General features: G+C 61.6%; 13 protein-coding genes and 1 tRNA gene. 7 read left to right on the forward strand and 7 right to left on the reverse strand.

What is annotated here, in order from left to right:
* The first annotated feature begins 84 nt into the window (after positions 1 to 84).
* A tRNA-Cys gene (locus BS300_RS03025) sits at positions 85 to 158 on the forward strand.
* A 43-nt stretch (positions 159 to 201) separates the two neighbouring features.
* Here the strand turns inward: BS300_RS03025 and BS300_RS03030 are convergent.
* Positions 202 to 495, reverse strand: coding sequence for a hypothetical protein (locus BS300_RS03030; RefSeq protein ID WP_042029394.1), 294 nt, complete (start codon positions 493 to 495; stop codon positions 202 to 204).
* 211 nt (positions 496 to 706) lie between these two features.
* On the opposite strand from BS300_RS03030, the gene BS300_RS03035 reads away from it, so the two are divergent.
* From BS300_RS03035 to BS300_RS03055, 5 genes are all read left to right on the forward strand, one after another.
* Positions 707 to 907: a YbfA family protein gene (locus BS300_RS03035; protein ID WP_005334863.1), complete on the forward strand. Its 201-nt coding sequence runs from the start codon at positions 707 to 709 to the stop codon at positions 905 to 907.
* 185 nt (positions 908 to 1092) lie between these two features.
* Positions 1093 to 1560, forward strand: a complete 468-nt coding sequence (locus BS300_RS03040; protein WP_071910702.1) for a GNAT family N-acetyltransferase — start codon at positions 1093 to 1095, stop codon at positions 1558 to 1560.
* A 170-nt stretch (positions 1561 to 1730) separates the two neighbouring features.
* On the forward strand, positions 1731 to 3026 hold the full coding sequence (locus BS300_RS03045) for a PAS domain-containing methyl-accepting chemotaxis protein (protein WP_071910704.1): 1296 nt from the start codon (positions 1731 to 1733) through the stop codon (positions 3024 to 3026).
* A 160-nt stretch (positions 3027 to 3186) separates the two neighbouring features.
* Positions 3187 to 3741 (forward strand): DUF3332 domain-containing protein, encoded by a 555-nt coding sequence (locus BS300_RS03050; protein ID WP_041208956.1) that lies wholly within the window; start codon positions 3187 to 3189, stop codon positions 3739 to 3741.
* Between the two features lie 87 nt (positions 3742 to 3828).
* Positions 3829 to 5202, forward strand: a complete 1374-nt coding sequence (locus BS300_RS03055; protein ID WP_071910706.1) for an HD-GYP domain-containing protein — start codon at positions 3829 to 3831, stop codon at positions 5200 to 5202.
* 76 nt (positions 5203 to 5278) lie between these two features.
* Here the strand turns inward: BS300_RS03055 and BS300_RS03060 are convergent, their stop codons facing one another.
* The 6 genes from BS300_RS03060 to BS300_RS03085 all read right to left on the reverse strand — a co-directional run bounded on the left by BS300_RS03060 (position 5279) and on the right by BS300_RS03085 (position 11068).
* On the reverse strand, positions 5279 to 6337 hold the full coding sequence (locus tag BS300_RS03060) for an FUSC family protein (protein ID WP_071910707.1): 1059 nt from the start codon (positions 6335 to 6337) through the stop codon (positions 5279 to 5281).
* A gap of 61 nt (positions 6338 to 6398) precedes the next feature.
* Positions 6399 to 8144 carry a bifunctional molybdopterin-guanine dinucleotide biosynthesis adaptor protein MobB/molybdopterin molybdotransferase MoeA gene (locus tag BS300_RS03065; RefSeq protein ID WP_071910709.1) on the reverse strand — a complete coding sequence of 582 codons (1746 nt, stop codon included), beginning with the start codon at positions 8142 to 8144 and terminating at the stop codon, positions 6399 to 6401.
* The gene (gene mobA, locus BS300_RS03070) at positions 8141 to 8776 is read right to left on the reverse strand and encodes a molybdenum cofactor guanylyltransferase MobA (protein WP_071910711.1); all 636 of its coding nucleotides are present in this window, start codon (positions 8774 to 8776) and stop codon (positions 8141 to 8143) included. Before mobA ends, BS300_RS03065 begins: the two co-directional genes overlap by 4 nt.
* Complete coding sequence (locus BS300_RS03075; RefSeq protein WP_071910713.1) at positions 8748 to 9443, reverse strand: energy-coupling factor ABC transporter ATP-binding protein; 696 nt, start codon at positions 9441 to 9443, stop codon at positions 8748 to 8750. Before BS300_RS03075 ends, mobA begins: the two co-directional genes overlap by 29 nt.
* 28 nt (positions 9444 to 9471) lie before the next feature.
* Complete coding sequence (locus BS300_RS03080) at positions 9472 to 10173, reverse strand: ABC transporter permease (protein ID WP_104014170.1); 702 nt, start codon at positions 10171 to 10173, stop codon at positions 9472 to 9474.
* 64 nt (positions 10174 to 10237) lie between these two features.
* Entirely contained in the window at positions 10238 to 11068 is an 831-nt protein-coding gene (locus tag BS300_RS03085) for a substrate-binding domain-containing protein (protein WP_071910715.1), read from the reverse strand.
* Positions 11069 to 11319: 251 nt separating this feature from the next.
* On the opposite strand from BS300_RS03085, the gene BS300_RS03090 reads away from it, so the two are divergent.
* Complete coding sequence (locus BS300_RS03090) at positions 11320 to 12675, forward strand: sigma-54 dependent transcriptional regulator (protein WP_071910717.1); 1356 nt, start codon at positions 11320 to 11322, stop codon at positions 12673 to 12675.
* Positions 12676 to 12677: the final 2 nt, after the last annotated feature.

The following is a 12677-nucleotide window of genomic DNA, read 5'->3' on the forward strand; positions in this document are numbered from 1 at the left end:
CGAGTTCGAGTCTCGTTTCCCGCTCCAATTTTCCATCGAACCAACGATGGATATCACTTTCAAGACAATCAGTCTTGTCAGCATGGCGCGTTAGCAAAGCGGTTATGCAGCGGATTGCAAATCCGTTTAGTCCGGTTCGACTCCGGAACGTGCCTCCATCTCTCTTATTTCGTTTCAAGAAATCATCTCAAACCGAATTTATCAGTAGCTCTGTTGCAGCATCAGCCGTTCGCAGCCTGCTTCTCGCCACTGCCGTTCAAGATAGTGATTCACTTCGTCCACGTTTTGGCCCCGATTCTGAAACTGGCTTTCTGCACTGTATTGGGTGAGATCCGCCATCTGTTGTTTCAGTGTGCCGCACTGCCACAGACTCACGGTGGTTGGCCCTTGTCGGGCAAGCACGATGGCATCCCCCTGATTGAGCTGCCACTCATCGATTTGCGCCTTGGTCAAGGCGAGCATCAGCACCAGCAGAGCAACTTCTGAAAGCTTCATACGCATCTCCATACGGCACGTTTCCGCACTCATAACTGTGGCAGAGCGCACGATTTTCGCAAATGTGTTAACTGTTGGTTAATCACGTTGCTAAATTTCATTTATCCCGCTAATTTGCCGTTTTTATGAAAAAATATGGCTGGGGATGTAGTAATCCTACGGATAGTGGAGTAATCTTTGCTCAGTGGTCGTACCAGTAAGGAGTTGCATCATGTTTCATCCCTTTTCTCTGACTCAAATTATTCTTCGTCGCATTTATGTATTGCTGGTGGGCATTCTGGCGTTTCCAGTGATGCTGTTTCGTAGTGATCGCGCCCGCTTTTATAGCTATCTGCACCGCATCTGGAACAAGACCAGTACCAAGCCGGTCTGGCTCAAGATGAGCGAACGTGGCGAGCGGATCTTCTACTAAGACCCTCTTCGATAAAAAAGACAGCTTCGGCTGTCTTTTTTTTATGCGTTTAAAAACAAATGGTTAATGCTCAGTTCTGTTACTATCGCTGGTGCAAAAAGGGGGATGTCACAATGTGGCAGCAGCTGCGCTTTCCCCCCTGTTGGTTGCTCATTTTATGGATCCCGATGACGCAAGGAGCTGCGATGCTGATCCGTCAGGCCACCGAGGCCGATATTCCGATGCTGGTTGCCATGCGAATGGCGCTCTTCTGTGAAGTGGGGGAGTTACCGCACCCTGCAGCCGACCCCGCCCTGATACAGGCAACCGAACGTTATTTTACCAACGCATTTTTGAGCGGATCCGCTTTATCCTGGCTGGCCGAGGTCGATAAACAGGTTATCGCGGCAGGTACTCTGGCGATGTTCGTGCGCCCACCCTATCCCGGCAATCTGGCGGGAAGAGAGGCCTATCTGCTCAACATGTATACCTTGCCCGATTATCGCAAGCAGGGTATAGCCAGTGCACTGCTCGATGCCATGGCGGCAGAGGCCATAGCCCGCAGGTTTGGCAAGGTATGGCTCCATGCCAGCGAGGCTGGCCGGCCTCTCTATGAGCGGATCGGTTTTGTCGCCAATCCGGCTTATATGGAGTGGCAACCAACTGCCCCGTGAGCCGGGACATGTCAGCCATCAGCCCGTCGTGTGATGGGTGACAATAAATAGCTTGTCAAAAGGGAGTCTGATGGCCCAGCCAGCTATGCTGAGGGTACACGCCGTCATTATCTTGTTGATCCACCATGTGGTTTGGCCATGGCGGGTGCCTGTCTGGAGGATATGTTTCGATGTTCAATAACAAATTGAAAGCCGAGTTGCAGCAGTGTCAGGAGCAGCTTCTGGAGCAACAGGGATTTTACGATGCAGTGCATGGCAGCGTCGCGACCATCACTTTCAGCCCTGATGGTACAGTGCTGGCCGCCAACGATCTCTTTCTCAACGTGGTGGGATTCAGCGCATCCGAGGTCGTGGGCCAGCATCACAGGATCTTTTGCGACAAGCAGTATGCCCAGAGCAGCGCCTATCAACAGTTTTGGGCTGACCTGAAACAGGGGCGTTCCCGTACCGGGGTCTTTCAGCGCTTTAATCGTCGCGGCGAGCCAATCTGGCTGGAGGCCACCTACTTCCCGGTCAAATTGCGCGGCGTAGTGACCAGGGTGATCAAGATTGCCGCCGACGTTACAGAGCATCATCTGCAGCTGCTGAGCCAGCAGGCGGTGGTAAAGGCCCTTGATCGTTCTTTGGCCGTCATCGAATTCACGCCGACCGGTGAAGTGCTCACTGCCAACGCCAACTTCCTTAACACCATGGGTTACACCCTGGCTCAGGTGCAGGGCAAGCACCACCGCATCTTCTGCGATGACCACTTCTATCAGGAAAATCCCCACTTCTGGGAAGAGCTTGGGCGCGGCCTGTTCAAATCCGGCCTCTTCTGCCGCCAGAATAGCCATGGCAGCAAGGTGTGGCTGGAGGCGACCTACAACCCAATCCTGGATGATACCCGCCGGGTGGTGAAGGTGATCAAGTTTGCCAGCGACATCACGGAGCGGATCAACAAGAGCGATGCGGTGCGCGAAGCGGCCATGCTGGCCCATGATGCGGCGCGGGAGACCCTCAGCTGTGCCGAGCGCGGGGCTGGGCTGCTCGCCTCGGTGGTCGATACCTCCAGCCTGATTGCCAGCCAGCTGACCCACAGCATTGGCCTTATCAATCAGCTGAACGAGCAGTCGCGCAGCATAGAGGCGATTGTCTCCACCATCAGCAGCATTGCCGACCAGACCAACCTGCTCGCCCTCAACGCGGCCATCGAAGCGGCCCGGGCCGGGGATCAGGGGCGTGGCTTTGCGGTGGTGGCTGACGAGGTTCGCCAGCTGGCGGCACGCACCTCTCTCTCTACCGACGAGATAGCCAAGGTGGTGCAGAACAACCGTGAACTGACCGCCAAGGTGACCGCCGAGATGTCTGATGTGGCGGGCAGCGCCGAGCTGGGCAAGCAGCAGGTTGGCGAGGTCAACGAGGTGATGAGCGAGATCCGCCGCGAGGCAAACAATGTCTCCGCCACGGTTTCGGGTCTGGCCATGTGACTCATCCGACCACAATCAAACCGGGGCACTGATGCACTTCTGACCAGTCAGTGCCCCAATCTGAACTCTTCCTGTATCACCCCGCCATTGTGAATTGTCCCCACCCCCTCTCTTGCTTAGGCTTGCCGCCTCATTCATAACCGAGCAGGAAAAGAACAAGATGGTACGACAACAGAAGGGGCGGGCGGCCGCGTTGCTGATGATGGTTGCGAGCATGGGGCTGAGTGGCTGCATGGGGCAGATGGGGCTATCCGGCATGGTGACCAAGGGCAATCTGAGCGTAGTGGATAACCGCTACGGCCGGGCTGGCGTCTTTATGCTGCTCTCCCCGATTTATGGTCTGGCGGCGACTGCCGACCTGTTCGTCTTCAATACCATCGAATTCTGGACTGGCAAGAACCCCATCACCGGCAAGTCACCGGCTGTGGTGGATATGAAGGTCGACCCGGTGATCAAGGTGAACCAGCACCTCGACCCCTCTCTTCACAAAGTGCCGCTGGCCATGTTGCCGCAAGGGGTGCGCGAGGTGGAGATCAGCTATCCCGACGAGCATACCGCCCAGATGGAGGTGCACTATCTGGATGGTCGCAGCAGCATGATGCGTGGCGAGAAGCGCGGCGAGCTGATGGATATCTACTTCGACGGTCGCTTCGTCTCTACCCTGAGCCGTGCTGAGCTGGAAGAGCGGGTGAATCAGGGCAAGGCTGCTGCCTAAATTCAACTGAATCCAGATCTATCCGGCACCAGATGGGGTATACATAAGCAGCTGGCAAAATCGCCATGATGTCTAAGGGAGTAGACTATGACGGTGAATGGATTGCGATTGGCGGAGTTGATTGGTTCCCTCAGTCATGCGCTCGACATGACCGAGGGGCAACCAAGAGGGCATTGCATTCGCTGCTGCTGGATAGGTTCCCGTCTGGGGGAGCAGCTGGGACTGGATGCCCGGCTGCGCCATGATCTCTACTACACGCTCCTGCTCAAGGATCTTGGGTGCAGCAGCAATGCTGCCCGCATCTGCGAGCTCTATCTCACCGACGATCTTCATTTCAAACGCGATTTCAAGCTGGTGGATGGCTCCCTCTCCGAGGTAGTCAACTTCGTACTGGGCCACACCGGCCTGCAGGCGGATCTGCTGGGACGTTTTCGCAGCCTGTTTCATATCTTTCGCAACGGCGACCAGATTGCCAACGAACTGATCCAGACCCGCTGTCATCGGGGGGCGGATATCGCTCGCCAGCTCCGTTTCAGTGATGATGTAGCCAATGGCATCCTTTCCCTTGATGAACACTGGAATGGCAAGGGTCGCCCCCTGCAACTGGCTGGCGAGGCGATCCCGCTCTTCTCGCGCATTGCCCTGCTCTGTCAGGTGGTGGATGTGTTTCACGCAGCCGCAGGCCCGGATGCAGCACTCAAGGAGCTGCGCGAGCGCAGCGGCAGCTGGTTTGATCCGGCACTGGTTCGGGAATTTGAAGCTCTGGCCGATGAGGAGTTCTGGCAAGGGCTGGCCGATCCCCGACTGAGCGAGTGGGTGCTGGTCCACCCGGCCGGACAGGGGGAGGTGGCACTGGATGAGGATTATCTGGACGAAATCGCGGCGGCCTTCGGGCAGGTGGTGGACTCCAAAAGTCCCTACACCGCGGGTCACAGCGGCAGGGTGGCGCTCTATACCGATATTCTTGCCACCCAGATGGGGTTGTCCGAGTCGCGTCGACGCTGGCTCAAGCGGGGCGCCCTGCTCCATGATGTGGGCAAGCTCGGGGTGAGCAACGCCATTCTCGACAAGCCGGGCAAGCTCGATGCGCAGGAGTGGGCAGCGGTGCAGATGCATGCCGCCTACACCGAGGAGATCCTGAGCCGCATCGGCGCCTTCGAGGAGCTGGCACAAGTAGCGGGCGCCCACCATGAGCGACTCGATGGCAAAGGCTACCCCAAGGGCTTGAAGGGAGACGAGATTACCCTTGAGACGCGCATCATCACCACGGCCGATATCTTCGATGCCATCACCGCCAGGCGCCCTTACCGCGGTGCCATCCCCGTGCCGCAGGCGCTGGAGATGATGGCGGAGAATCTGGGCACCGCCATCGATCCCGACTGCTTTGCCGCCCTGCAGGCGGGTATTCAGGATTTCTCCCTCTACCTCACCCCCGAACAGCCGCTGGCCAATGCCAGTTAAGGTTTATAGCCCTCACTGCCCAAACGGCCAGTCAGATAGCAAAACGCCCCGCAATGCGGGGCGTTTTTTATGGCGATCAGGTCGGCTGTTTGCGATGAGGCACGGTGAGGATCAGCCCCAGCAGGCGGCGTAGGTGGGTGAGCTGCTCGGTCAGCTGCACGTTGAGCCAGAGATAGCCGATGATGGCCGTCTCCGTATTGGCGGGCAGGTTGACCCGGGTTGCCAGCTCGTGCAGACGGGTGATGGCGGCCTCGGCGCCGCGCCCGTCGCCGGTTTGCAGCATCCGGGCAAGCTGGTTTATCGCCTCTTCGGTCGCCTGATGGCACTCGTGCAGCTCGCGGGTGCTCTGCATCAGGAAGTGGCTCTCCCGATCGTTCCAGTAGGTGTTGGCCAGCATCTCGAGAGTGCAGAGGGTATTGCGCATGGTGACCTGCACCGCATCAAACAGGGCGATGCTGTGGCGGGTCTCCTTGGCTGCCGGTGCCAGCAGGGCGCGCAGTTTGCCGGTCTGGGCCAGCAGCTGGGAGAGATTGTGTTTGAGCTGCGGCCGCTCCAGCACGTTGGGGGAGAGGTGGGTGTGATAGAGCCGTCCCGACTGCTGCAGGATCTGGTGCAGCTGCAGCCGCCAGTGACTGTAAGCCCGCTGGGGGTAGATGCTGCAAAAGAGCAGTGCCAGCAGGGAGCCCAGCACCACGTCACCGCTGCGCCAGAGGGCGGTATGGATATCCCCCGGCTGGGCCCCCATGGTGACGCCGAGGGTGATGCCGATCAGCAGTCCCACATAGGGGCGCTTGCCGAGCGCCAGATAGCCGCACAGGAACATGATGCAGCCGCACCAGATCAGGGTGAGCGGCAGGGAGTAGATCTCGAGATAGAGCGCCACTATCCCGCAGCTGGCGCCGAAGATGGTGCCCACTACCCGCTGCAGGGCACGGGAGAGCACATTGCCCCAAAACGAGATGGGGCCCATCACCACCACCAGCGTGATCAGCGGCCAGGTACTCTCCGGCAGTTGCAGCTGGCGGGTGAGCAGAAAGGTGAGCATAAAGGCGAGCGCAATGCGCAGGCCATGGACGATGCGATAGTGGCCGTAGACCAGCAGATCGAGCCGGGATAAGGGGGCATCAAGACGCACAGTGAGCCTCGTGTAAAGTGACCTGGGGGCGCATTGCATCCGGCCTGCGCCCCGTCGGGATTCAGGCCAATCGTCCTTGCAGGGGGTGGATCCAGACCCGCTCGCCAACGGCGATGCCGCTCTGAGCGGGGACGATTTCAATCAGACAGTTGGCATCGGCCATGGAGCTCAGGATGCCGGAGCCCTGCGGCCCCGTGGTGCGCACCCGCAGCTGGCCGTTGCAATCCTGATGGAAGATGCCGCGCAGGAACTCGGTGCGACCCGGGCGGCTCTTCATCTTCTCGTCTGCCAGTGCCGAGAGGCGCAGCGGCTGCCACAGCTTGCCCTGCAGGCGGGCGATGGCTGGCTCGACAAATTGCAGGAAGCAGACCATGGCGGCCACCGGATTGCCGGGCAGGCCGAAGAAGGGGGTCTGCCCCAGTTTGCCAAAGGCGAGCGGGCGGCCCGGTCGCATCTGGATGCGCCAGAAATCGATCTGGCCAAGTTCTGCCAGCACCAGCTTGATAAAGTCGGCGTTGCCCACCGAGACCCCGCCGGAGCTCAGCACCAGATCGGCGCTGGCGGCAGCCTGCTCCAGCTGCTGGCGCAGTATGGTCTTGTCATCTGGGATGATGCCAAGGTCCATCACCTCGCAACCGGCGGCGCGAATAAGGGCCATCAGGGTGAAGCGGTTGCTGTCGAAGATATGGCCGGGGGCGAGCAGTTCGCCCGGTGCCTGTACCTCGTCGCCGGTGCTGAACAGTGCCACTTTCAGCGGCGTGCGCACCGGCAGGCTGCCCAGCCCGAGCGATGCCGCCAGCCCCAGCTGGGGGGCGGCGAGTCGGGTACCGGCCGGGATGGCGACCGCACCTTTGGCCAGATCTTCACCGGCCTGACGCACGTTCTGCCCTGCGCGAACGGGGGCGGTGACCGTGACCCACTCACCCTCAATATGAGTCTCTTCGCGCATCACCACGGTATCGACCCCGGGGGGGAGCGGGGCACCGGTCATGATCTGCACCGCCTGACCGGCCAGCACCGGCTCGTGGCGCTGCTGGCCCGCCAGCACTTCACCCACCAGTTGCCAGCGACCGGCGGCGAGATCGTCGCTGCGCAGACCAATGCCGTCCATCGCCGAGTTGGCGTGGGGGGGCACATTGATGGGGCTGATCAGATCGGTCGCCAGCACGGCGCCGTGGCACTGGGCCAGCGGTTTGTCGCTGCAGGCGGTGCTTGGGGTGAGGGCCGCCAGAATGGCGTTGCGGGCCGCTTCGACCGACAAAAAGCCGCTACCAGCCTCCTGCTCGCGAGTCTGGCAGCCGTCAAGCCAGCTGCAGACGAAGTCGGCGATAGCCTCAAGGTCGTTGATATCGAGTTGCGGCAGGGTGGTCTCTGCGGGCTGGTCGCTGGCCAGCGCTATGATGTCCCGGTCTTCGGGGAAGAGCAGCGGCTTGCCAATCTCGGCGCGGTGCAGCTCGATTTTCGGGAAGTGCTCGTGCTTGAACCCCTCGACCAAGAGCAGGTCGAGCTCTGTCTGATCGAAGCTTGCCAGCAGCTGGCGAAAATCGGCTTCGGCCAGCTCGGTTTCAATGATGCGGGCATGGCGACGGCGGGAGGCCACCATCATCTGCTGGGCGCCCGCCTTGCGCAGGCGATAGCTGTCCTTGCCCGGCTGGTCGATATCAAAGTCGTGATGGGCGTGCTTGAGCACCCCGATGCGCAGGCCGCGCCCTGTCAGCAGAGGGATGAGCTGCTCGAGCAGGGTGGTCTTGCCGGTACCGCTCCAGGCGGCGAAGCCGAGCAGGGGAAGAGTGGGGGCCGGGGTCATGAGGTGGCTCCTTGTCCGGTGGCGTCTTGCAGGCGCGCCTCGTAGGCGGCCAGCTCGTCCGGGCTGTTGAGATTGATGAAGGCATCCGGCTGATCGGCAAAGCTCACCACCGCCATGTTGTGGCGGGCAAACCAGATATCGATTTTGCGCTCCCCCTCGGCCAGTGCGGCGCTGAGGGAGGGGAGCAGGGATGTGTGCAGCAGAGCCACCACGGGTTGCAGCCAGTCGCCATCGTGGGCTACTACCAGCTCGGTATCCGGGGTCAGGGCGGCGCGAAAGCGGCTCATCAGATCCGGGGGGAGGGCGGGGCCATCACAGGGGACGAACAGCACCCAGTCGTGGCGGGCGGCGGCAAGGCCAGCCTGCATGCCCGCCAGCGGGCCGAGGTAGTCGCGATTGTCATCGCTGATGACGGGAGCCAGCGCCTGATAGCGGTCGTGGCTGCGATTGGCATTGATGAGGGTCTCGTCCACCTGGGGGCGCAGCCGCTCCAGTACGTGGACGATCAGCGGGCGTCCTGCCAGCTCCACCCATCCCTTGTCTTCGCCCCCCATCCGGGTGGCGCGGCCGCCGGCGAGGATCACTGCCGACACGGGAAAAGGGCTAGAGGGGGATTCGCTTCTTGAAGTCATGTCGCTCGATGATTTTTAAAGGGGTCGTCTCTTGCAGCTGGCCACGGGCGAGGGTCCATTGCCGCTCGCACAGGTCGGTCAGGGCGTTGTGCTGGTGACTGATCACCACCAGGCCGCTGCCATGTTCCCGCAGATCTTGCGCCAATGCGGCCATCAGGGCAACCGAATGTGCATCCAGATTGGCGGTGGGCTCGTCCATCAGCAGAAAAGCGGGTTGCAGTGCCCAGGCTCGGGCCATGGCCAGCCGTTGCCGTTCGCCACCCGAGAGAATGCTGATGTGCTCCCGTGCCAGCCCCTCCAGTTCGACCCGGCGCAGCGCCTCGAACACCCGCACCTCGCTGCCAAGCTGCTTGTCCAGCGCCCAGGCGACATTGTCATGCACCGTGCGATCAAACAGATAGGGGGTCTGGTGCAGATAGGTGACCCGGCCGGGCCCCAGATCCCGTTTGAGCAGACGGTTGAGCCGCCGTTGCCAGCGCCCCGGCAGGTTGGTGTAGCCGCGGGTCGGGGGGATCAGCCCCGCCAGGATCTTGAGCAAGGTAGTCTTGCCCACCCCGTTGGCCCCGTGCAGCCAGATGGTGTCTCCCGCCGCGATGGAGAGGCGCTCAATCTCGAACAGCTGACGGTCGCCAAAGCGCATCGTCAGCTGGTGGGCGGTCAGAGCCATGAGGTACTCCTGTGGGTTGCGGGCATGGTCAATTCTTCAGATAGCTCTGGCCGCGACAGGCGGTGAGCAGCAGGTTGAGCAGCAAGGCGAGGGTGAGCAGCACAATGCCGAGGGCCACCCCCTGAGTGAAGGCCCCTTTCTGGGTCTCCAGCGCGATGGCGGTGGGGATATTGCGGGTAAAGTGCAGGATGTTGCCCCCCACCATCATGGAGCACCCCACCTCGGTGACGATGCGGCTGAAGGCGCCGATCACCGCTGCCAGCAGGCCAAAGCGGCATTCGTGCATCAACCCGAGCAGCGCCTTGGGCCAGGAGACGCCCAGGGTCAGGGCGGTCTCCCAGGCGCGGCGGTCACTCTGGACAAAGGCGGCGTGAGCCATGGTGGCGATGACCGGAAAGGCGATCAGCATCTGCCCCACCACCATCGCCTGCTGGGTAAAGAGCAGCTTCCAGTCACCAAAAGGGCCGGCCCGCGACAGCAGCATGTAGAGCAAAAGACCGATCACCACGGTCGGCACCGACTGCAGGGTGTTGATGCAGGAGAGCCAGAGCCAGCGGCCGGGCAGCGGCAGGTAGGCCAGCGCAAAACCCAGCAGCAGCGCCGGCAGCAGCACCAGCAGCAGGGCGATGCCTGAGACGGAGAAGGAGACCCCCACCACCTGCCACAGCTCGGTATCGCCGTTGAACAGCAGGGCGAGGGCCGCCAGGGTCGTGTCGAGCAGCGTCATCAGGCACCTCCCCCGTCAGCATGCAGGGGGAGGGCCAGCTGCGCCGCCATATCGGTCGGTGCGGGCATTACTTGCTGTTGGCGTCGGCCACGAACAGCGCCTGACCGGCCACCTTGAAGTCGCCGATCAGCTTCTGGCCATGTTCGGAGACCAGCCAGTTCTTCAGGGTGCGTGCCCCTTCGGTGTTGAGATCCGGGTAGCGCTTGGGGTTGACCAGGATCACCTGATAGGGGTTGAACAGGCGCTTGTCACCCTCCAGCAGCACGGCGAGATCCAGCTTGCTCTGGTAGGCGAGCCAGGTGCCGCGGTCGGTCAGGGTGTAGGCTCCGAGCTCGGAGGCCATGGTCAGGGTCGGGCCCATCCCCTGGCCGATGGATTTATAGCCGGCAAACTCGGGTTTGACGTCGGCCGCCTGCCACAGGGTCTTCTCCTTGATGTGGGTACCGGACTCGTCACCGCGAGAGATAAAGGTCTGACCCTTCTCCTTGATGGCTTGCAGCGCTTTGGCCGCGTCATGCAGTTTGGCCAGACCCGCCGGGTCTTTGGCCGGGCCGACGATGACGAAGTCGTTGTACATCAGGTGCACCGGCTCGATACCAAAGCCCGCGTCGACGAACTTCTTCTCGGCAGAGGGGGCGTGGGTCATCACCAGATCCGCGTCGCCATTCTCGCCCATCTTCAGGCTCTGGCCGGTACCGGCCGCCATCACCTGCACCGGATAGCCGGTCTCCTTGGTGAACTGGGGCAGCAGCCAGCCCAGCAGACCGGACTGTTCGGTACTGGTGGTGGTGGCGAGGCGGATTGGCGCCTTGGTAGTGTCAGCATGGGCCGCACCGGCGAGCAGCAGGCTGGCGGCGAGAGAGAGGGCAAAACGTTTGAGGTTGGTTTTTATCGTCATCGTGATGCAACTTTCAGGGCAGGTGAGAGAGGAAACAGCCAAGCAAGCGGGGTGCCAAACTGTTCCACACCACTGTGATTAGCTCTTTATCCTTTAAAAACAGAGGGTTAATTGCGGCAATTAGGTGAGCCGGTTATCGCTTTTAATAATTGGGGTTGGTGATTTTGATACGGGAAGGACAAAATGTCCCACAAAGGTTCCGGTTATCGGGACATTCTCCGACCTTACCTGTATTCGAGGTGCTTTTTTTCATGACAGTCTCTTCCGGCCGCTGGTCTGCCCTCTCCCTGCTCATCGTTGACGATGAGCCCGGCATGCGCAGTTTTCTGGCCAAGGCGCTGGCCAAGCGCTTCGCCCAGATAGAGACCGCCGCCAGCGTGGAGGAGGCGGAAGCCCTGCGCTGCCGCCTCCATTTTGATCTCATCATCGCCGACATCCGCCTGCCGGGGCGCTCCGGCATCGAGTGGCACGAGGCCATCGAGCCCGGCACCCGCCGCAGCGACATCATCTTCATGACCGGTTTTGGCGACATGGAGACCGCCCTCAAGGCGCTGCGTCTGGGCGCCAGCGACTTTATTCTCAAGCCCTTCAATCTCGATCAGATGGTGCAGGCGGTGGACAGGGTCATCGAGCGCCGCCAGATGGAGCGGGAGAACCTGCTGCTGCGCCGGGAGGTGAGCAAGCTCTTCCCGCCCACCCTGATTGGCGACAGCGCCAAGACCAGCGAGCTCAAGACCCTGATCGCCCGGGTCGCCCCCTCCAACGCCGCCGTGCTGGTGGAGGGGGAGTCCGGCACCGGCAAGGAGCTGGTGGCCCGCGCCCTGCACCAGCTCTCCGGTCGGGTCGGGGCCTTCGTGCCCCTCAACTGCGCCTCCATCGCGCCGGAGCTTTTGGAAAGCGAGCTGTTTGGCCATGTGCAGGGGGCCTTTACCGGCGCCCGCAAGGGGCGTGACGGTCTGTTTCGGGTCGCCCATCAGGGCACGCTCTTTTTAGACGAGATCGGCGAGATGCCGCTGGCGATGCAGGCCTCGTTGCTGCGGGCACTGGAGCAGAAGGCCATTCGCCCGGTCGGCGCCGAGCGCGAACTGGCGGTGGATGTGCGCATCGTCGCCGCCACCAACCGCAACCTGAAAGCCGAGGTGGAGGCGGGGCGCTTTCGCGAGGATCTCTTCTATCGTCTCAACGTGGTGGCGCTGCCGGTCGCCCCGCTGCGCGAGCGCATCGACGACATCCCCGCGCTGGTGCACCACTTTACCCGCCAGCTCACCGCCGAGATGGGGATGGGCAGTCTGAGCTGGACCCACGAGGATGTGGTGGCGATGCAGGCTTATCCCTGGCCCGGCAACGTGCGCGAGCTGCGCAACCTGATCGAGCGCTGTTTGCTGCTCGGCAAGCCCCCCGCCGACTACTGGCAGAGCAGCCAGCCGGCGCCGCAAAGCGATGGCGGCGACGGTTATCCGCTGGAGTGGCCGCTGGCCGAGGTGGAGAAGGCTCACATCCTGCAAGTGGTGGCGAATCACGATGGCAACAAGTCGGCTGCCTCCCGGGTGCTCGGGGTGGCGCGCAAGACGCTGGATCGCAAGTTCAAGGAGTGGGCCATCGAATGAGG

Source organism: Aeromonas sp. SCS5, from assembly GCF_001887375.1.
In the GTDB taxonomy this organism is placed as follows: domain Bacteria; phylum Pseudomonadota; class Gammaproteobacteria; order Enterobacterales; family Aeromonadaceae; genus Aeromonas; species Aeromonas jandaei.

Bases quoted from the DNA above. Each gene is read 5' to 3' on its own strand.
- BS300_RS03030 (WP_042029394.1), bottom strand. From the start codon at position 495: ATGAAGCTTTCAGAAGTTGCTCTGCTGGTGCTGATGCTCGCCTTGACC.
- BS300_RS03035 (WP_005334863.1), top strand. From the start codon at position 707: ATGTTTCATCCCTTTTCTCTGACTCAAATTATTCTTCGTCGCATTTAT.
- BS300_RS03040 (WP_071910702.1), top strand. From the start codon at position 1,093: ATGCTGATCCGTCAGGCCACCGAGGCCGATATTCCGATGCTGGTTGCC.
- BS300_RS03045 (WP_071910704.1), top strand. From the start codon at position 1,731: ATGTTCAATAACAAATTGAAAGCCGAGTTGCAGCAGTGTCAGGAGCAG.
- BS300_RS03050 (WP_041208956.1), top strand. From the start codon at position 3,187: ATGGTACGACAACAGAAGGGGCGGGCGGCCGCGTTGCTGATGATGGTT.
- BS300_RS03055 (WP_071910706.1), top strand. From the start codon at position 3,829: ATGACGGTGAATGGATTGCGATTGGCGGAGTTGATTGGTTCCCTCAGT.
- BS300_RS03065 (WP_071910709.1), bottom strand. From the start codon at position 8,144: ATGACCCCGGCCCCCACTCTTCCCCTGCTCGGCTTCGCCGCCTGGAGC.
- mobA (WP_071910711.1), bottom strand. From the start codon at position 8,776: ATGACTTCAAGAAGCGAATCCCCCTCTAGCCCTTTTCCCGTGTCGGCA.
- BS300_RS03075 (WP_071910713.1), bottom strand. From the start codon at position 9,443: ATGGCTCTGACCGCCCACCAGCTGACGATGCGCTTTGGCGACCGTCAG.
- BS300_RS03085 (WP_071910715.1), bottom strand. From the start codon at position 11,068: ATGACGATAAAAACCAACCTCAAACGTTTTGCCCTCTCTCTCGCCGCC.
- BS300_RS03090 (WP_071910717.1), top strand. From the start codon at position 11,320: ATGACAGTCTCTTCCGGCCGCTGGTCTGCCCTCTCCCTGCTCATCGTT.